At 58.7% G+C, this 18,476-nt stretch carries 15 protein-coding genes and 1 pseudogene; 6 read left to right on the top strand and 10 right to left on the bottom strand.

The window, feature by feature from the left end:
• The first annotated feature begins 42 nt into the window (after positions 1-42).
• Positions 43-1,083: a PLP-dependent cysteine synthase family protein gene (locus ADK28_RS13750; protein ID WP_004940335.1), complete on the top strand. Its 1,041-nt coding sequence runs from the start codon at positions 43-45 to the stop codon at positions 1,081-1,083.
• Between the two features lie 60 nt (positions 1,084-1,143).
• Here ADK28_RS13750 and cof read toward each other — a convergent pair whose 3' ends face one another.
• Positions 1,144-1,968: an HMP-PP phosphatase gene (gene cof / locus ADK28_RS13745; protein WP_033641140.1), complete on the bottom strand. Its 825-nt coding sequence runs from the start codon at positions 1,966-1,968 to the stop codon at positions 1,144-1,146.
• A gap of 104 nt (positions 1,969-2,072) precedes the next feature.
• Between cof and ADK28_RS13740 the strand changes: the two genes are divergently transcribed.
• Entirely contained in the window at positions 2,073-3,788 is a 1,716-nt protein-coding gene (locus ADK28_RS13740; RefSeq protein ID WP_048795899.1) for an SgrR family transcriptional regulator, read from the top strand.
• A gap of 115 nt (positions 3,789-3,903) precedes the next feature.
• On the top strand, positions 3,904-4,602 hold the full coding sequence (queC, locus tag ADK28_RS13735) for a 7-cyano-7-deazaguanine synthase QueC (protein ID WP_004940343.1): 699 nt from the start codon (positions 3,904-3,906) through the stop codon (positions 4,600-4,602).
• A gap of 36 nt (positions 4,603-4,638) precedes the next feature.
• Here the strand turns inward: queC and ADK28_RS13730 are convergent, their stop codons facing one another.
• The 9 genes from ADK28_RS13730 to bolA all read right to left on the bottom strand — a co-directional run bounded on the left by ADK28_RS13730 (position 4,639) and on the right by bolA (position 15,283).
• Positions 4,639-5,052 carry an acyl-CoA thioesterase gene (locus ADK28_RS13730; protein ID WP_004940344.1) on the bottom strand — a complete coding sequence of 138 codons (414 nt, stop codon included), beginning with the start codon at positions 5,050-5,052 and terminating at the stop codon, positions 4,639-4,641.
• Positions 5,053-5,206: 154 nt separating this feature from the next.
• Positions 5,207-5,581, bottom strand: coding sequence for a ComEA family DNA-binding protein (locus ADK28_RS13725; protein WP_033641142.1), 375 nt, complete (start codon positions 5,579-5,581; stop codon positions 5,207-5,209).
• Between the two features lie 138 nt (positions 5,582-5,719).
• Positions 5,720-7,603 carry a peptidylprolyl isomerase gene (gene ppiD / locus ADK28_RS13720; protein ID WP_048795898.1) on the bottom strand — a complete coding sequence of 628 codons (1,884 nt, stop codon included), beginning with the start codon at positions 7,601-7,603 and terminating at the stop codon, positions 5,720-5,722.
• A 178-nt stretch (positions 7,604-7,781) separates the two neighbouring features.
• Positions 7,782-8,054 (bottom strand): nucleoid-associated protein HU-beta, encoded by a 273-nt coding sequence (hupB, locus tag ADK28_RS13715; RefSeq protein ID WP_004940351.1) that lies wholly within the window; start codon positions 8,052-8,054, stop codon positions 7,782-7,784.
• 216 nt (positions 8,055-8,270) lie between these two features.
• The gene (lon, locus tag ADK28_RS13710) at positions 8,271-10,625 is read right to left on the bottom strand and encodes an endopeptidase La (RefSeq protein WP_004940352.1); all 2,355 of its coding nucleotides are present in this window, start codon (positions 10,623-10,625) and stop codon (positions 8,271-8,273) included.
• 194 nt (positions 10,626-10,819) lie between these two features.
• Positions 10,820-12,091, bottom strand: coding sequence for an ATP-dependent protease ATP-binding subunit ClpX (gene clpX, locus ADK28_RS13705; protein WP_004940354.1), 1,272 nt, complete (start codon positions 12,089-12,091; stop codon positions 10,820-10,822).
• A gap of 143 nt (positions 12,092-12,234) precedes the next feature.
• On the bottom strand, positions 12,235-12,858 hold the full coding sequence (gene clpP, locus ADK28_RS13700; RefSeq protein WP_016928858.1) for an ATP-dependent Clp endopeptidase proteolytic subunit ClpP: 624 nt from the start codon (positions 12,856-12,858) through the stop codon (positions 12,235-12,237).
• 438 nt (positions 12,859-13,296) lie between these two features.
• Positions 13,297-14,601, bottom strand: coding sequence for a trigger factor (tig, locus tag ADK28_RS13695; protein ID WP_004940358.1), 1,305 nt, complete (start codon positions 14,599-14,601; stop codon positions 13,297-13,299).
• 367 nt (positions 14,602-14,968) lie between these two features.
• Positions 14,969-15,283, bottom strand: a complete 315-nt coding sequence (gene bolA, locus ADK28_RS13690; RefSeq protein ID WP_004940361.1) for a transcriptional regulator BolA — start codon at positions 15,281-15,283, stop codon at positions 14,969-14,971.
• A 314-nt stretch (positions 15,284-15,597) separates the two neighbouring features.
• On the opposite strand from bolA, the gene ADK28_RS13685 reads away from it, so the two are divergent.
• The 3 genes and pseudogenes from ADK28_RS13685 to ADK28_RS33005 all read left to right on the top strand — a co-directional run.
• The gene (locus ADK28_RS13685) at positions 15,598-16,176 is read left to right on the top strand and encodes a lipoprotein (RefSeq protein ID WP_004940363.1); all 579 of its coding nucleotides are present in this window, start codon (positions 15,598-15,600) and stop codon (positions 16,174-16,176) included.
• Positions 16,177-16,227: 51 nt separating this feature from the next.
• Entirely contained in the window at positions 16,228-17,706 is a 1,479-nt protein-coding gene (ampG, locus tag ADK28_RS13680; protein WP_048795897.1) for a muropeptide MFS transporter AmpG, read from the top strand.
• A 440-nt stretch (positions 17,707-18,146) separates the two neighbouring features.
• A pseudogene (locus ADK28_RS33005) lies at positions 18,147-18,476 on the top strand (cytochrome o ubiquinol oxidase subunit II); the annotation flags it as partial.

Here is an 18,476-nt window from a genome sequence, read left to right as displayed (position 1 = left end):
TATGCTACGCCATAAACCAGCCCCCTATTCTGAGGCCAAATCATGACAAACTCTTGGGTAAAATATGCTATCGGTGAAATAGAAGCGGATTTTCAACGCTCCGCCGATACGCATCTGATTCGCCTGAACCTGCCGGCGTTTCCCGGCATCTGCCTGTACCTGAAAGATGAGAGCACCCACCCGACCGGCAGCCTGAAACACCGCCTGGCGCGCTCGCTGTTCCTTTATGGCCTGTGCAACGGCTGGATCACCGAGAACACCACCATCATTGAGGCCTCTTCGGGCAGCACCGCGGTGTCCGAAGCCTACTTCGCCCGTCTGATCGGCCTGCCGTTCATCGCGGTGATGCCGTCCTGCACCGCGCGCCGCAAGGTGGAGCAGATCGCCTTCTATGGCGGCCGCTGTCACTTCGTCGATCACGCCGCCCAGATCTACGCCGCCTCCGAACAGCTGGCGAAAGAGCTGAACGGCCACTATATGGATCAGTTCACCTACGCCGAGCGCGCCACCGACTGGCGCGGCAACAACAACATCGCCGACAGCATCTTCCGCCAGATGGCGCGCGAACCCTTCCCGGTGCCGAAACACATCGTGATGAGCGCCGGCACCGGCGGCACCTCCGCCACGCTGGGGCGCTATATCCGCTATCAGGGGCACGACACCCAATTGACGGTGGTCGATCCGGAAAACTCGGTGTTCTATGACTGCTTCCACCACGGCGATCGCACCCTGATCGGCAGCTGCGGCAGCCGTATCGAAGGCATCGGCCGCCCGCGTGCCGAGCCGTCGTTCATCCCATCGGTGGTCGACAACATGCTGCGCGTGCCGGATGCCGCCAGCGTCGCCACCATTCACTGGCTGGAAGGCGTGCTGGGCCGCAAGGTTGGCGCCTCTACCGGCACCAACGTTTGGGGTGCGCTGCAGTTGGCGAAGCAGATGCGGGAAAACGGCGAGCAAGGGGCGATCGTCACCCTGCTGTGCGACAGCGGCGAGCGTTATCTGGATACCTATTACAACCCGGAATGGGTCAGCAACAACATCGGCGATCTGCAGCCGTATCTCGCGCAGCTGGCGGATTTGTAACGCCAGGCTTCGGGTAAAAAAAAGCCGGGTAGTCATACCCGGCCGGCTGTAAGGAGAACCTCATTCTTCGGGGGAATAGGTGAGGCAAGGTGAACGCAGCCAATGTTGTAAATAGTGGGCCACCGCCTGTTGTTGGCAATGGCCGATAACCGGTAGCTGCGGCAGCAGGGATTTCAGCTGCGGCAGGGCGTTGCCCATCACCACGCCGTGCCCCACCGCTCCCAGCATCTCTTTGTCGTTCATCGCGTCGCCGAACGCCATGCAGTCGGCCATCGTCAGCCCCAGATGACGGCTCAACCGCTCCAGCGCCGTGCCTTTGTTGCAACCGAGCGGCAGCACCTCCAGACAGTCGTAAGCGGAAAAGCACAGGTCTGCCTCGTCGCCCAACTGCGCCCGCAGCTGCACCTGCAACGCCAGCAACTCTTCATGCGGCGCGACAAAGCACACCTTGCTGTTGCCGAACGCCGGTAGACGGCGCACATCGGCCAGTTGAAAACGAAAGCCGCTCAGGTGGTGCGCCCGCAGCATCTCTTCCGGCACGGGAAACTCGGTCAGCCAACCTTCGTCGCGGAATACATGCATGCTGGCGCGGGTGCGCCAATGATGATGCAGCACCTCTTCGGCGATCTCCGCCGGCAGGTCGGTGGCGTGCAGCTGTTGGCCGCGGTTGTCATATACCCGCGTGCCGTTGCCGGTGATCAGGTAACCCTGCAGCCCCAGTTGCGCCATGATCGGTTGCGCATCGAGGTAGTGCCGCCCGGTGGCGAACGTCACCACCATCTCCCGCTCCACCAGCTGGTTCAGCACCGCCAGCGTTTCCGGACCAACCCGGTGATCCGGCATCAACAGCGTGCCGTCCATATCGAAAGCTGCCAGGCGATACATAAAGACCTCTTGAATGTGAACGCGATTACAATCACTGCAGTATGGGATGGCATTTGCGGAAGTAATAGTGAACAATTTGAAAAAACTGTTCCGGATTTCTGCCCATGCGCCTGGTTCACCGTCTCAGCCAATATCAACGCCTGTACCATCAGCTCGGCAGCGCGCCGGTCGCCGTGACCATCGGCGAGCTGGCGGCGATGTTCTACTGCAGCGAACGCCATGCCCGCACGTTGGTGCAACAGCTGCAGGATCAAGGCTGGCTGAGCTGGCATTCGCAGCCCGGCCGCGGCAAACGCGCTCGCCTGCACTGCCTGAAAACCCCGGATGAACTGCGCGCGCTGCTACTGCAACAGCTACTGCAACAGGGCAATCATCAGGGGGCGCTGGAGATGGCGCAACTCGATCCGCAGCACCTGCAGGATCTGCTCAGCCCGCACCTCGGCGGGCAATGGCAGGCCGGCAGCCCGACGCTGCGCATTCCCTATTACCGCACGCTGGAAGCGCTCGACCCGCTCACGCTGACCGGCCGCGCCGAACAACATCTGGTGTCGACCCTGCACGCCGGACTGACGCGCCTGATGACCGGTAACCCGGAACCGCAACCCGATCTGGCGCACCATTGGCAGATTAGCGATCGCGGCCTGCGCTGGCGCTTCTTTCTGCGCAGCCAGCTGCGCTGGCACAACGGCGAACCGTTGACCGGCCACCAGCTGCTGCAAACGCTGGAAAAACTGCAGCGCCATCCGCGCAGCCAACCGAGCCTGGCTAACGTCGCGCGCATCAGCCTGCCGCATCCGCTGTGCATTCAGTTCGATCTGCACCTGCCGGACTACTGGCTGGCCCACCGGCTGGCGGAGCTGCCTTGCCTGATGACGCACCCGGAGCTGCCGGCCATCGGCGCCGGCCCGTTCAAGCTGACACTGAATGAGCCGCAACTGGTGCGGCTGGAACAGCACGCCGGTTACCATCTGCAGCATCCGTATCTGGACACCATCGAATACTGGATCACCCCCGATCTGCCCACCGCCGGCGCCGACGCCAGCTGCCAGCATCCGGTGCGCATCACCATCGGTCAGCAAGACGATTTAGCGCAGGCCCGGCCGGTGCAGCGCAGCATGAGCCTGGGCTGGTGTTATTTGGCGCTGAACCTGCGCCACGGCGTGCTGAGCGAAGCCCAAGGGCAAAAGCTGCTGATGCTGATCCAGCAGTCCGGCCTGCTGAGCCATCTGCCGATCCCCAACAGCGTGATCACCCCCAGCCATGAAATGCTGCCCGGCTGGCGCATCCCGCACCAACAGGTCGAAGAGGACGTCGCCCTGCCCGACCGGCTGACGCTGCTGTATCGGCCGCCGGTCGAGCTGGAAACGGTGACGGCCGCACTACAGCGGTTGCTCGCGCAGCACGGCTGCGAGCTGGAAGTGCGCTACTACGCCGGCAAGCGCTGGCAAAGCGAGGAACAGATCGCCCAGGCCGATCTGCTGCTGGCGGACAACCTGATCGGCGAAGCGCCGGAGGCGACGCTGGAGAGTTGGCTGCGGCAGGATACGCTGTGGCGCGGCATCCTCACGGAAAGCCGCTGGCAGCAGCAACAGGATACGCTGCGGCAGATCCAGCAGCTGCAGGCGCAGCAACCGCGCTTCGCACGGCTGCAGGCCTATTATCAACAGCTGATGGCCGCCGCCATCATCACGCCGCTGTTTCACTACCAGTATCAGATCAGCGCGCCGCCGCGCATGCATGGCGTGACGCTGACCGCCCACGGCTGGTTCGATTTTTGTCAGGCGTGGCTGCCGCCGCCGGTGGATGACGCACCGGCCTGAGCCGAACCGCCCTGCGCCTGGCGGCCCTTTCTGCTACTATTGTCGCCGCAACGCAATTTTTATCCTGCCGCCCGAATGTGTATCGGGAGAGGCCAAAGCCCAAAAAGGTGATTTTATGAAGCGCGCGGTTGTCGTTTTCAGCGGTGGACAAGACTCCACGACCTGCTTGATCCAGGCATTGCAACAGTATGACGAAGTTCACTGCGTCACGTTCGATTACGGCCAGCGCCATCGCGCCGAGATTGAAGTGGCTCAGGAGCTGTCGGTGGCCCTCGGCGCCAAAGCGCACAAGGTGCTGGACGTGACGCTGCTCAATGAGCTGGCCGTCAGCAGCCTGACGCGCGACAATATTCCGGTTCCCGCCTACGATCCCAACCAGAAAAACGCGCTGCCGAGCACCTTCGTGCCGGGCCGCAACATCCTGTTCCTGACGCTGGCGGCGATCTACGCCTACCAGGTCGAAGCGGAAGCGGTGATCACCGGCGTGTGTGAAACCGATTTCTCCGGCTACCCGGATTGCCGCGACGAGTTCGTTAAAGCGCTGAACAAGGCGGTGACGCTGGGCATCGCCCGCGATATCCGCTTCGAAACGCCGCTGATGTGGCTGAACAAGGCCGAGACCTGGGCGCTGGCGGATTATTACCACCAGCTGGATCGCGTACGCCAGGATACGCTGACCTGCTACAACGGCATCAAGGGTGACGGCTGCGGCGAGTGCGCCGCTTGCAACCTGCGCGCCAATGGCCTGACGCAATACCGGGCCAACCAGGCGGAAGTGATGGCGGCGTTGAAACAGAAAGCCGGCCTGGCCTGAGGGCAGTGACGGCGGCAGCCTCTGCCGCCCGTGAACTTACTGCGGATTATCCTTCAGCGTGAGCGCCTCCAGGTGCTCGCGCAATTCGCCTTCGATCGGCAGCGCCCGCTGCGTTTTCAGATCGACGCACACGAAAGTCAGCAGCGCGTCTGCCACCGGCGTCCCCGCCGGATCCTGCGTCACCTTTTGGCTCAGCACCCCGCTCTTGCCGTTGAGCTGCACCATCTGGCTGTCGATACGCAGTTTATCCCCCAATACCGCCGGGCTGCGGTAATTGATATTGATGTTCACCACGATAAAAGCGATGTTGTTTTCCGTCATCCAGCGGAACCCGGCTTCGTTCTCCAACCACTCCCAACGCGCCTCTTCCAGAAACTCCAGATAGCGGGCGTTGTTAACGTGCTGGTAAACATCAAGGTGATAACCGCGAACTTTGATAAAGGTTTGCATAGGGAACGATCGCTCCTGCCTGGTGATTACAGAAAGAGGGAGCCACGCTGGCTCCCTCGCCCGTTTGGTCAATGCGCCAAACTGGTAAGACCTGTAAAATGTAGCAGAGGAGTCACGGCCTCAGCGGCATTTTGCCACGCAGCCGCGACCGGGATCACATTTTCAGCCGGGTGCGGTTCTTCTCAAACAGCGCCGGCCCGATGCCAGGCACCTCCTGCAACTGCTCAACCTGAGTGAATGGCCCGTTCTGTTCGCGATAGCGCACGATGCCTTCCGCCTTCTTCAGACCGACGCCGCTCAGGGCGGCGGCCAGCTGTTCGGCGGTGGCCTGATTGATGCTGACCGCCGCCTCTTCGGTTGCCTTGGTCATCACCGATTGTCCGCCATTGCTCGCCGGTGTTGAGAGCATGGGCGCCTCGTTTTTTTCCACCGCGGCGGCCGGCCCAGCCAGGCATAACAACAGCGCGGTCAGCGCGGCGTTAACGTGACGACGGTAACCGAAAAACGCTTTTTTCTCTGAATATTGCATGCTGTATCCTCCTTGTGTGTGACAGCACGGCTACCTTGCCGCGGCGGCGGATATTCAGCAATCGACGGATGTCAGATATGGAAAAGGCCGCGAAAGCGGCCTTTGTTTGTTGCACTGCGTTGCAGAAAAATGCGGCGATTACTGAGGCTGTTGCTCAGCGGCGCCCATTTTGATCTTGGCTTCTTTACGCAGGCTCGCCAGCAGCGAATCGAAGGAGACGCCGGTCGCGCCCTCTTCCATCTTGCCGACGAAGGTTTTCATTTCGTCTTCCGGCAGCGTGCCCGGCTTCACCGCATCAAGCGCAATCAGCACCACGTTGTCCTGGCGATCCTGCGACATGCCGTACACCGGTTTGCCGTCCTGCGGGTGCGGCAGCGCGAACACGCTCTCCACCAGTTGGCTGTCTTCCGGCGCGCGCGCCATCTTCTGCACGGCGCCAAAGCTCAGGCCGGCGGCTTTCATCGCTTCATCGCCCTTGCCCTGCTTCAGCTCAACCAACAGCTTCTCGCCCTGCAGCTTCGCTGCCTGCAGCGCCTTGTTGCGTTTCACCAGTTCCGCCACGCGGTCTTTTACCTGGTCGAACGGTTCGATGCCTTCCGGCTTGTGGCCGCTCACGCGCACCACGAAGGCGCGGTCGCCGTCTACGGTGATCACGTCAGAGTTGCTGCCCGGCGCGCCGTTCTCGCCGATCAGCGAGCCGTCGAAGATCGCCTGCACCACCGGCTTGAAGTTCAGCGCGGCAGGAATGTTGTCACGGGTGAACCAGTCGCTTTGCGCCGCTTTCACGCCGGCCGCTTCTTCAGCCGAGGCCAGAGATTCGTTGTCGCTGGTCGCCGCTTCGCTCACCTTCTGCTGCAGCGCGTAATACGCGTCTACCGCTTTCTCCTGCTGCACCTGCTTGGCGATAGCGTCATGCACGTCGCTCAGCGGTTTCAATTTCTCAGGTTCGATGTCGTTCAAACGCACGATCAGGAAGCCGACAGAGGATTTCACCACGCCGGACAGCTGCCCTTTCTCGGTCAGGTTAGCCTGCTTCAGCTCATCGGCGGTGGTTTCCGGCTCCAGCCACCCCAGTTCGCCGCCGGTGCGGCGCGAGATGATGTCGGTGGATTTCTCTTTCGCCAGCGCGGCGAAATCGGCGCCCTTCTTCAGCTCGTCCAGCGCCGCGTTGGCTTCCGCCTCGGTTTTCAACTGGATCACGCTGTAGTTTTTACGCTCAGGCTGGCCGTAGCTGCTCTTGTGCTGGTCGTAGTAAGCGCTGATGTCCTCTTCGCTCACTTTCACCTTGTCCTGCATGGACGCGGCGTCCAGCGGGATATAGCTCACCTTCACCTGCTCCGGGGCGATGAAGCTGTTCTTGTTCTGATCGTAATACGCCTTCAGTTCGTCGTCGCCGGCGCTTTGTTTCACCTGCAGCGCTTTCAAATCGATGGTCGCCAGGCGCACGTCGCGCTCCTGCAGCACCAGCGCCGCCATCGCTTGCGATTCAGACGGCAGCACGAAACCGGACTCGCCGAAGGCCTGGATCACCTGCTGATTGACCAACTGCTGACGCATCGACTGCGCGAAGTTGTCGGCGGTGTAACCCATGCGACCGATCAGATCGAGATATTTGGCGTTATCGAACTGGCCGTTGGTCTGGAAGTAAGGCGCCTTGCGGATGGCGTCCTTGATCTGATCGTCGCTGACCGCCAGGCCCAGCTTTTTGGCGTACTGGTCGAGCAGCATGTTGTCGATCAACTGGGACAACACCTGACGGCGCATCTGCTGCATGTAGCCTTCGTTGCCGGCCAGCGCAGAGAACTGGTCACCCAGCTGCTGCTGCATGCGGCTGCGCTCGCTTTGGAAAGCCTGTTCCAGCTGAGCGCGTTCGATCGTCTGACCATTTACTTTCGCAGCATAATCGCCGGAGCCGCCGATCAGGTAGTTACCCACCCCGGTCAGAACGAATGACAGGATGATCAGGGCCAGGATGATTTTGAGCACGACGTGATTGGCAGCCGCGCGTAAATTGTCCATCATAGTGTGACAACACTCCGCTGTGATGTGGATTAACAACCCTTGCGCAGGCGCGTTCCCTGCGACAAAAATAAAAAAAGCGCATCAGTCCGATGCGCCTTGTATCTTACCTTACCAGCACCGCTGCGTCAGGTGATTGTTTATTACAAAACCCTGTTACGCTAAACGGTTAGACGCTAAATCAGTTTACAGCGTCTTTCAGCGCTTTCCCTGCACGGAAGGCAGGTACTTTGGCTGCCGCGATCTTGATCTCTTTACCGGTCTGCGGGTTGCGGCCGGTACGGGCCGAACGTTCACGCACGGTAAAGGAACCGAAACCTACCAGAGCCACGTCATCCCCTGCTTTCAGGGAGTCGGTAACGGAAGCGATTACTGCGTCTAAAGCACGTCCCGCTGCCGCTTTGGAAATATCAGCACCTGCGGCAATCTTGTCGATCAGTTGTGACTTATTCACTCTATCATCCCCTCTAGAATTCTATCGTCGCACCGAAAAATCCCTACGGTTGCGACAGCGCAGCTGTTATATCAATCCCATCGAACCTTGGCAAGCCACCGACTGGGTGACAAAACGCGGGCCGACAGAGATCTAACTTAGCGGTACAAAAAAATACTGGCAAGTCCGAAATGGCTTGCCAGTATAAGTTTTATCAATGGTTTTTGCGATTCGTCACTATTTTGCCGCTACCGGCAGTGCGCCGAAGGCCGGGTTTTGCAACGCAATGTTCAAAACTTCATCGATTCGCTGCACCGGATGAATCTCCAGATCGGCGATAACATTGTCCGGAATCTCTTCCAGATCGCGCTTGTTCTCGTAAGGGATCAGCACGGTTTTGATGCCGCCGCGGTGCGCCGCCAACAGTTTCTCTTTCAGGCCGCCGATCGGCAACACCTGACCGCGCAGCGTGATCTCGCCGGTCATCGCCACATCGGCGCGTACCGGGTTGCCGGTCAGGCAGGAGACCAGCGCGGTGCACATCGCGATACCGGCGCTCGGGCCGTCTTTCGGCGTCGCCCCTTCCGGCACGTGCACGTGGATGTCGCGTTTCTCGTAGAAATCGGCGTTGATGCCCAATTTCTCCGCGCGCGCGCGCACCACGGTCAGCGCCGCCTGAATCGATTCCTGCATCACTTCACCCAGAGAACCGGTGTAGGTCAGCTTGCCTTTGCCCGGCACGCAGGCGGTTTCAATGGTCAGCAGATCGCCGCCCACTTCCGTCCACGCCAGCCCGGTGACTTCGCCCACGCGGTTTTCGGTATCCGCACGGCCGTAATCGACGCGCTGCACGCCCAGGTAATCCTTCAGGTTGTCGCCGTTGATCTCGATATGCTTGCGCTTCTTGTCCATCAGCAACGTTTTCACCGCTTTACGGCACAGCTTGGAGATTTCACGCTCCAGGCTACGCACCCCGGCTTCGCGGGTGTAGAAGCGAATGATGCCGATGATGGCGCTGTCGTCGACCGTCAGTTCGCCTTTTTTCAGCGCATTGCGCTCAAGCTGCTTCGGCAGCAGGTGCTGTTTGGCGATGTTGAGCTTCTCGTCCTCGGTATAACCCGACAGGCGGATCACTTCCATACGGTCCAGCAGCGGCGCAGGAATGTTCATCGAGTTCGAGGTGGCGACGAACATCACGTCGGACAGATCGTAATCCACTTCCAGATAATGGTCGTTGAACGCCACGTTCTGTTCCGGATCCAGCACCTCCAGCAGAGCGGAAGCCGGATCGCCGCGCATGTCGGAAGACATCTTGTCGATCTCATCCAGCAGGAACAGCGGGTTCTTCACCCCAACCTTGGCCATCTTCTGGATCAGTTTGCCCGGCATCGAACCGATGTAGGTACGACGGTGACCGCGGATTTCCGCTTCGTCACGCACGCCGCCCAGCGCCATGCGCACGTACTGACGACCGGTCGCTTTGGCGATCGACTGCCCCAGCGAGGTTTTACCCACGCCCGGCGGCCCCACCAGACACAGGATCGGCCCCTTGATTTTGCTGACGCGACTCTGCACCGCGAGGTACTCGAGGATGCGATCCTTGACGCGCTCCAGGCCGTAGTGATCGGTATCGAGCACTTCCTGCGCCTTGTTCAGGTCTTTTTTCACCTTGCTGCGCGCATTCCACGGCACCTGCAGCATCCAGTCGATGTAGCCGCGCACCACGGTCGCTTCCGCCGACATCGGCGACATCATCTTCAGCTTTTGCAGTTCCGCTTCGGTTTTTTCGCGCGCCTCTTTCGGCATTTTCGCCGCATCGATCTTGCGCTTCAGCGCTTCGTGCTCGTCCGGCGCGTCGTCCATCTCGCCCAGTTCTTTCTGAATCGCCTTCATCTGCTCATTCAGATAGTACTCGCGCTGGCTCTTCTCCATCTGCTTCTTGACGCGGTTACGGATGCGTTTCTCAACCTGCAGCAGGTCGATCTCCGATTCCATCATCGCCATCAGGTATTCCAGACGCTCGGTGATGTCGGACATCTCGAGCACCGACTGCTTATCGCTGAGTTTCAGGGGCATATGGGCGGCGATGGTGTCCGCCAGGCGCGCGGCGTCGTCGATGCTGTTGAGTGAAGTCAGCACCTCCGGCGGGATTTTTTTGTTCAGTTTGATATAGCCTTCAAACTGATTGATCGCGGTGCGCACCAGCACTTCCTGCTCGCGCTCGTCGATAGCCGGCGACTCAAGGTATTCCGCCTGCGCGGCGAAATGCTCACCGCTGTCGGACAGCGTAGTGATGCGTGCGCGCTGCAGCCCCTCGACCAGCACTTTTACCGTGCCGTCCGGCAGCTTCAGCATCTGCAGGATCGACGCTACGGTGCCGACCGAGAACAAGTCGTTAATGCCAGGTTCATCCGTTGAGGCCTCTTTCTGTGCCACCAGCATGATCTTCTTATCGTGATCCATTGCGGCTTCGAGGCACCGAATCGATTTTTCCCGGCCAACAAATAACGGGATCACCATGTGCGGATAAACCACCACGTCGCGCAATGGCAAAACGGGGATTTCAATGCGTTCGGAACGCTCAGGGTTCATAGAGCTCTCTCTTAGTTTAATTTCCGCCAGGTTGAGGGGGAATCTCATGAGACGCAAGCATCTAACGTTTCATAAAATCTGGTTAATGAGTATATGGGGATGAATCTCTTACATTCAACGGCAAGAATGCAGGAAAAAGAAATGGGGGATGAAATCCCCCATTTTGCTGATAACGCGCTGGTTTAACTGGCTAATTATTCGCCAGACGCCTGGGCTTCAGGCTTGCCGTAAATCAGCAGCGGTTTGGATTGGCCGGCGATCACCGACTCGTCGATCACCACTTTGTCTACGCTGTCCATCGACGGCAGATCGTACATGGTGTCGAGCAGCGCGCCTTCCACGATGGAACGCAGGCCGCGGGCGCCGGTTTTGCGCGCCATGGCTTTCTTGGCGATGGCGTTCAGCGCTTCGTCGCGGAACTCCAGCTCCACGCCTTCCAGATTGAACAGCGCCTGATACTGCTTGGTCAGGGCGTTCTTCGGCTCTTTCAGGATCTGAATCAGCGCGTCTTCGCTCAGCTCGCTCAGGGTCGCCACCACCGGCAGACGGCCGATGAACTCAGGGATCAGACCAAACTTGATCAAATCTTCCGGTTCGGCCTGCAGCAGCAGTTCGCCTTCGGTGGCCTTCTCGGACTCGCCCTTGACGGTCGCGCCGAAGCCGATGCCGGAGCCGGTGTTGACGCGTTGACCGATCACCTTATCCAGGCCGGCGAATGCGCCGCCGCAGATAAACAGGATCTTGGAAGTATCGACCTGCAGGAATTCCTGTTGCGGATGCTTGCGCCCGCCCTGCGGCGGAACCGCGGCGATGGTGCCTTCAATCAGCTTAAGCAGCGCCTGCTGCACGCCTTCACCCGAGACGTCACGCGTGATCGACGGGTTGTCGGACTTACGGGAAATCTTATCGATTTCATCGATATAAACGATGCCGCGCTGCGCTTTCTGCACGTCATAGTCGCATTTTTGCAACAGCTTCTGGATAATATTTTCCACGTCCTCGCCCACATAACCGGCTTCGGTCAGCGTGGTGGCGTCGGCCATGGTGAACGGCACGTCCAGGAAGCGCGCCAGCGTTTCCGCCAGCAGAGTCTTGCCGCTGCCGGTCGGGCCGATCAGCAAGATGTTGCTCTTGCCCAACTCGATACCGTTGCTGGTATCGCCGTTGCGCAGGCGTTTGTAGTGGTTGTACACCGCAACCGCCAGCACTTTCTTCGCCTGCTCCTGGCCGATGACGTAGTCATCCAGGTGGTGGCGGATCTCGTGCGGCGTCGGCAGCGCACTGCGCTCACGATGCGGGGCAACTTCTTTAATCTCTTCGCGAATAATGTCGTTACACAGATCGACACATTCATCGCAGATATACACTGACGGCCCGGCAATCAGCTTACGCACTTCATGCTGGCTTTTGCCGCAAAAAGAGCAGTACAGCAGCTTTCCTGAACCGTCTTTGCGCTTATCTGTCATCAGTCAAACCTCTTCTTTAGTCTTGTCCCGCAGGAAAATCACGGCGGCAGTGCGCCCAAACTCATATCGGGAACGCCGAGGGGCTACAACAGAGCGAGCCCCTGCCCACTCTGATTACTATAGTCCATCGGCGCCGCGTGGTTCTAGCTGCGGTGTGTCAGAATGCCGTCAACCAGGCCGTATTCCACGGCTTCTTCCGCGGTCATAAAGCGATCGCGCTCGGTGTCGCGCTCGATCTGCTCCAGCGGCTGGCCGGTATGCTCGGCCATCAGTTCGTTCATGCGCGCTTTCACCTTGAGGATTTCACGCGCGTGGATTTCGATGTCCGTCGCCTGGCCCTGGTAGCCGCCCAGCGGCTGGTGAATCATCACGCGCGAGTTCGGCAGGCAGAAACGTTTGCCTTTGGCGCCCGCGGTCAGCAGGAAGGAGCCCATCGAGCACGCCTGGCCCATACAGATGGTGCTGACGTCCGGCTTGATGAACTTCATGGTGTCGTAAATCGACATGCCCGCGGTGATCACCCCGCCCGGCGAGTTGATGTAGAGGAAAATGTCTTTTTCCGGGCTTTCCGCTTCGAGGAACAGCATTTGCGCCACGATCAGGTTGGCCATGTGATCTTCCACCTGGCCGGTCAGGAAAATGATGCGCTCTTTCAGCAGGCGGGAATAAATGTCGTAAGAACGCTCCCCGCGTGAAGTCTGCTCTACCACCATCGGCACCAGCGCCATGTTCGGTGCAAATTGATCTCGTTCGCCACTGTATGACATTACCGTCTCCTAATAGAAATTGCCTTGGCGGCCAGGGTGTCACCCTAATACGCCGATTCTACTTGAGAACGGCCATGATGACTATGCTCAAGCATTCGACCCGCGCCGCACGTACCCGACGGTTAGTTTATCCCGCGCACTTTGGCAAACAGCCCCAGAATCATTCTTTACAGATTGGGGGATCCCGGCGCAATTTCAAGCCCAGGGGCCGATTTTCTCCGCGCGCCGAAAACGATGCCGTTAATCTGACCGTTATCATGCCAGCCAGTTCCCCAGGCAACAGGGTAAATATAGTGCATATTATCCCGCTTAACCTGAGATTAATCAGCAACGTGGCAAAAAGAAAAGCCCGCAACCAGAGGTTGCGGGCTTTTTCATCGTGCGCCGGTTCGCCAGGCGAAACCGGGGGCGCCGTTCATCGCGCCCGGCACGCCGGCATTACGCCTGTTGAGTCTGGTTCATCAGCTCGCTGAAGGTAGTGGCTTTTTCAGTCACTTTCGCTTTTGCCAGCAGGGCTTCAACCGCTTGCTCTTCCAGAGCCACGTTGCGCATGTTGTTCATCAGCTCTTTGTTTTTGCTGTAGAACTCGATGACTTCGCTTGGATCTTCGTAGGCAGAAGCCATTTCTTCGATCAGCGTCTTCACGCGGTCTTCGTCAGCTTTCAGATCGTTGGTGCTGATCACTTCGCCCAGCAGCAGGCCAACCACTACGCGGCGTTTCGCTTGCTCTTCGAACAGTTCGCGTGGCAGTTCCAGCGCTTGCTTCTCGTTGCCGCCGAAACGCTGTGCAGCCTGACGACGCAGCACGTCGATTTCGCCGTCGATCAGGGCAGCAGGCACGTCGATTTCGTTCGCGCTCACCAGGCCGTCGATCGCCTGAGACTTGATGCGGTTACGCACCGCGCCTTTCAGCTCGCGCTCCATGTTCTTGCGAACTTCGGTGCGCAGGCCGGCAACGGAACCGTCCGCCACGCCGAAACGCTTGATGAACTCTTCGGTCAGTTCCGGCAGCTCGCGCTCTTCAACTTTCTTCAGCACGATAGCGAATTTGGCCGCTTTGCCCTTCAGGTTTTCCGCGTGGTAGTCTTCCGGGAAGTTCACGTCGATGGAGAACTCTTCGCCCGCTTTGTGACCAACCAGACCTTCTTCGAAGCCTGGGATCATGCGGCCCTGGCCCATTGCCAGCACGAAGTCGGACGCTTTGCCGCCTTCGAACTCTTCACCGTCGATAGAACCGGTGAAGTCAACGGTCACGCGATCTTCAGCTTCCGCTGCGCGATCGGTTTCTTTCCAGGTTGCCTGCTGCTTGCGCAGGGTATCCAGCATCGCGTCGACGTCTTCGTCGTTCACTTCAACTACGGGTTTTTCAACTTCGATGTTTTCCAGGCCTTTCAGCTCAACTTCTGGATACACTTCGAACTCAACGGCGAAAGTGAAGTCTTCACCTTCTTTGTACTCGCCCGGCACGTAGTTTGGTGCGCCGGCCGGATTAATCTTTTCTTTGATGATCGCGTCAACGAAGCTGCGCTGCATCGCTTCGCCCAGCACGTCCTGACGAACAGAGGCGCCGTAACGCTGTTCCACGATGTTCATCGGCACTTTGCCTTTGCGGAAGCCGTCGATACGCACGCTTTTCGCTGCGTTGATCAGCTCTTTCTTCACCGCCTGCTTGATAGTATCAGCCGGTACAGTAATAGAGAGACGGCGCCCAAGGCCTTGAGTGGTTTCTACTGAAACTTGCATCTTGTTACCTCAAAAAAATCACAGTGCTCGGTCAACTCCGTTCCAAGAACCAGGACGGCTACAGATAAGAACCGAGTTCCCTGATGACAGAAGCGTCCCGAAACCATTCCGGAAAAATAAGACGCGACATTATAGCGGCGCATGCGTGGCGAGTCGAGGAAAGCTAGGCGGCGCAGGCGCGCTAAAACTCACACTTTTGCCGATTCGATCGCCAAAAGGCCGCCAAAACAGACCGAACGTTGGCCACATTGCGCGTCGGCCGTGTCGTCGTCAAAAACAGAAACGGCCCGCAGGCCGTTTCAAAATTCGTCAGTAGTAATACCCTAATTCAAGGGCAAAGTTCCACTGATACCTGAAAATTTCCCCCTCAGGCCAGCGTGCCCGCGCCGCGGCACGGCGGCGAGGCCGGCACGGTATCCTGCAGACCTTCCCACTCTTTGAGCGTATAGGTATGCAGCGCCAGCGCGTGTACGCCGTCCGCCAGCTCCTCCGACAATACGCCGTAGATGGAGCGGTGGCGCGTCAAAAAGCGTTCGCCGACGAAGCGATCGCTGACCAATACCACTTTGAAATGGCTTTCTGAACCCGCCGGAACGTTATGACGATAGCTTTCATCAACGACTTCCAGATACGCGGGCTCAAACGCCGCCCTTAACTTTGCTTCTATTTGCTCGCGAATCATAGGATCTCCTTACAACACCGGCAGAGGACCGTGCCCATCTAGTTCAATATTAGCCGGTTTTCCCCCGTTTAGACCATCGCCGGGACAAATTTCTCTTTTCTGCGGTCAAATGATGAGCGCCATCCCCGCCGCTTGGGGGATTATCCGATTGAGCGGGCCAAAAAAGCGTGTTTTTATCAACGGCAGGTAAAAATTTGTCACTCAGGCGCCTTCCGCGCTTCCACCGCACGGCGGCGATGCTATGATGTCGGCAATTTGTTGTCGGCTATCCCGCTCTGATTATTGCTAAATCCATCGAGAATGAGACAGAAAACATGTTAAAGAAACTTTGTCTTCCTTTGCTGGCCGCCCTGCTGCTGGCCGGCTGCGCGACCAGCAGCAACACCCTGAACGTCACGCCGAAAATCGTTCTGCCGCAGCAGGATCCTACCCTGCAGGGCATCACTGTCAGCATCAACGGCGCGGATCAGCGCACCGACCAGGCGCTGGCCAAGGTGAACCGCGACGGCCAGCTGGTCACGCTGACGCCATCGCGCGATCTGCGTTTCCTGCTGCAGGAAGTGCTGGAGAAACAGATGGGCGCACGTGGCTACATGATCGGCGCCGACGGCCCGGTGGCGCTGCAAATCGTCGTCAATAATCTGTACGCGGACGTCGCCGAAGGTAACCTGCGCTACAACATCACCACCAAAGCCGACATCTCGATCATCGCCCAGGCGAAGAACGGCAACAAACAGGTGAAGAATTACCGCTCGACCTATAACGTGCAGGGCGCCTTCACGGCGACCAACGAGAAGATCACCGACGCCGTCAACTCCGTGCTGGGCGACGTGATCGCCGACATGGCTCAGGACACCAGCGTCAACGATTTCATCAAGCAAAACGCGCGTTAATCGCCGCGCCTTGTGCCGCCCGGCGGATCGGGCGGCGCAGACAGGGAACTCATGTCGAAACACTATTTGAACATCTTCACCCAGCGTAACTCCGCCATTCTGCTGCTGCTGGGCTTCGCGTCGGGTCTGCCGCTGGCATTGACCTCCGGCACGCTGCAAGCCTGGATGACCGTCGAAAATATCGATCTGAAAACCATCGGCATCTTCTCACTGGTGGGCCAGGCCTACGTCTTCAAATTCCTCTGGTCGCCGTTCATGGACCGCTATACCCCGCCGTTTCTCGGGCGGCGGCGCGGTTGGCTGCTGATCAGCCAGCTGTTGCTGGTGGCGGCGATTGTGGCGATGGGCTTTATGCAGCCCGCGCAGCACCTGTGGTGGCTGGCGGCGTTGGCGGTGCTGGTGGCGTTCTGCTCCGCCTCGCAAGATATCGTGTTCGACGCCTATAAAACCGACCTGCTGAAAGCCGAAGAACGGGGCACGGGCGCGGCGATCTCGGTGCTGGGTTATCGGCTGGCGATGCTGGTTTCCGGCGGCCTGGCGCTGTGGCTGGCGGACCGCTATTTCGGCTGGCAAGCCACCTACTGGCTGATGGCCGGGTTGATGCTGATCGGCGTGGCCGCCACGCTGCTGGCGCCGGAGCCGGACGAAAACATCCCGGCGCCGCGCACCATGGAACAGGCGGTCGTCGCGCCGCTGCGCGATTTCTTCGGCCGCAACAACGCCTGGCTGATCCTGCTGCTGATCGTGATGTACAAAATGGGCGACGCTTTCGCCGGCAGCCTGAGCACCACCTTCCTGATCCGCGGCGTGGGGTTCGACGCCGGTGAAGTCGGGCTGGTGAACAAAACCCTCGGCCTGTTCGCGACCATCGTCGGCGCCCTGTTCGGCGGCGTGCTGATGCAGCGTCTCAGCCTGTTCCGCGCGCTGATGCTGTTCGGCGTCCTGCAGGCGGTCTCCAATCTCGGGTATTGGATCCTGGCGGTGACCGACAAGAGCCTGCTCACCATGGGCAGCGCCATCTTCCTCGAAAATCTGTGTGGCGGCATGGGCACCGCGGCCTTCGTGGCGTTGCTGATGACGCTGTGCAACCGGTCGTTCTCCGCCACCCAGTTCGCGCTGCTGTCGGCGCTGTCCGCCGTAGGGCGTGTCTATGTCGGCCCGATCGCCGGCTGGTTCGTCGAAGCCCACGGTTGGCCGCTGTTCTACCTGTTCTCTATCGCCGCTGCCCTGCCCGGCTTGCTGCTGCTCGGTATCTGTCGTCAGACGCTGGAGCACACCCAGCAGCATGGCAATTTTATGCCGCGCACCGAGTTTTCAGAATCTTACCGTTGGGCACTGCGCTTGCTGACGCTAGGCTGTTCGCTGTTGGGCCTGTGGTTGCTGTTGCTTATCGCCAATGCGCTGGATTGGACGCAGGCCCCGCAGTTGGCCGATCGGCTGCTGCAGGTCGGCGCCGCGCTGAGCCTGCTCGGCGTCGCAATGGGCAGTACGTTGGATTACCTCGCCCTGCGCCGCACCCGTTTGGCATAATCTGAACGGCCGGTGATTTCGCCGGCCGAAAAAAAAGCGATCCGGGGGTATATTTATTTCGGTAAAAAAAGATAATCGGCGCGGAAATTATTTTTTTATCCGACTGTCGCGCTCGGAAATAAAATTAAATTCACCTTTAAGACACAATTATTTTACATTAAATAAACCTTTTCTGCGTATTTCCCCGCCGCGCATTTCTTCGCCAAATTCATCATACCTTTAGTTTTCCTTAACATACGGGCTGCTCGTCACGATTCAGCGTGCCAACGCGTTGTTGTCATTGGTAAATTGTCACGCAGGGTTACATCTGTGACCCCCTTAACAGAAAGTGTCAACAAGCCGCTGACACTCCCTTAAGCATGTTTACAGTACTGCAACCTTCCCGTAAAATGCCCGCACACATGAAACGACAATTGAGCCTTTGTTATTGAGGTCGTTAGATGAGACTTAAGAAATACAATAAAAGTATTGGGATGCTGTCATTAATCGCAGGCACTGTATTGCTCAGTGGCTGCGATATGGTTTTGATGAATCCCAAAGGAGCAATTGGTGTTGAGCAACGGACACTGATTATCACTGCAATCGCGTTGATGTTGATCGTAGTGGTGCCAGTTATCTTCATGGCGTTCGCCTTTGCCTGGAAGTATCGCGCTTCCAACAAAGACGCCAAGTACAGTCCGAACTGGGCCCACTCCAACAAGATCGAAGCGGTCGTCTGGACCATTCCTATCATTATCATCGCCATCCTTGGCACCATTACCTGGAAGACC

The sequence above is a fragment of the Serratia sp. 506_PEND genome, from assembly GCF_001076875.1.
GTDB classification, from domain to species: domain Bacteria; phylum Pseudomonadota; class Gammaproteobacteria; order Enterobacterales; family Enterobacteriaceae; genus Serratia; species Serratia marcescens.
The sequence above is the reverse complement of the archived record's forward strand: the minus strand, read 5'-3'. Positions and strand labels throughout refer to the sequence as shown.

Bases quoted from the DNA above. Each gene is read 5' to 3' on its own strand.
- ADK28_RS13750 (WP_004940335.1), top strand. From the start codon at position 43: ATGACAAACTCTTGGGTAAAATATGCTATCGGTGAAATAGAAGCGGAT.
- cof (WP_033641140.1), bottom strand. From the start codon at position 1,968: ATGTATCGCCTGGCAGCTTTCGATATGGACGGCACGCTGTTGATGCCG.
- ADK28_RS13740 (WP_048795899.1), top strand. From the start codon at position 2,073: ATGCGCCTGGTTCACCGTCTCAGCCAATATCAACGCCTGTACCATCAG.
- queC (WP_004940343.1), top strand. From the start codon at position 3,904: ATGAAGCGCGCGGTTGTCGTTTTCAGCGGTGGACAAGACTCCACGACC.
- ADK28_RS13730 (WP_004940344.1), bottom strand. From the start codon at position 5,052: ATGCAAACCTTTATCAAAGTTCGCGGTTATCACCTTGATGTTTACCAG.
- ADK28_RS13725 (WP_033641142.1), bottom strand. From the start codon at position 5,581: ATGCAATATTCAGAGAAAAAAGCGTTTTTCGGTTACCGTCGTCACGTT.
- ppiD (WP_048795898.1), bottom strand. From the start codon at position 7,603: ATGATGGACAATTTACGCGCGGCTGCCAATCACGTCGTGCTCAAAATC.
- lon (WP_004940352.1), bottom strand. From the start codon at position 10,625: ATGAACCCTGAGCGTTCCGAACGCATTGAAATCCCCGTTTTGCCATTG.
- clpX (WP_004940354.1), bottom strand. From the start codon at position 12,091: ATGACAGATAAGCGCAAAGACGGTTCAGGAAAGCTGCTGTACTGCTCT.
- clpP (WP_016928858.1), bottom strand. From the start codon at position 12,858: ATGTCATACAGTGGCGAACGAGATCAATTTGCACCGAACATGGCGCTG.
- tig (WP_004940358.1), bottom strand. From the start codon at position 14,601: ATGCAAGTTTCAGTAGAAACCACTCAAGGCCTTGGGCGCCGTCTCTCT.
- bolA (WP_004940361.1), bottom strand. From the start codon at position 15,283: ATGATTCGCGAGCAAATAGAAGCAAAGTTAAGGGCGGCGTTTGAGCCC.
- ADK28_RS13685 (WP_004940363.1), top strand. From the start codon at position 15,598: ATGTTAAAGAAACTTTGTCTTCCTTTGCTGGCCGCCCTGCTGCTGGCC.
- ampG (WP_048795897.1), top strand. From the start codon at position 16,228: ATGTCGAAACACTATTTGAACATCTTCACCCAGCGTAACTCCGCCATT.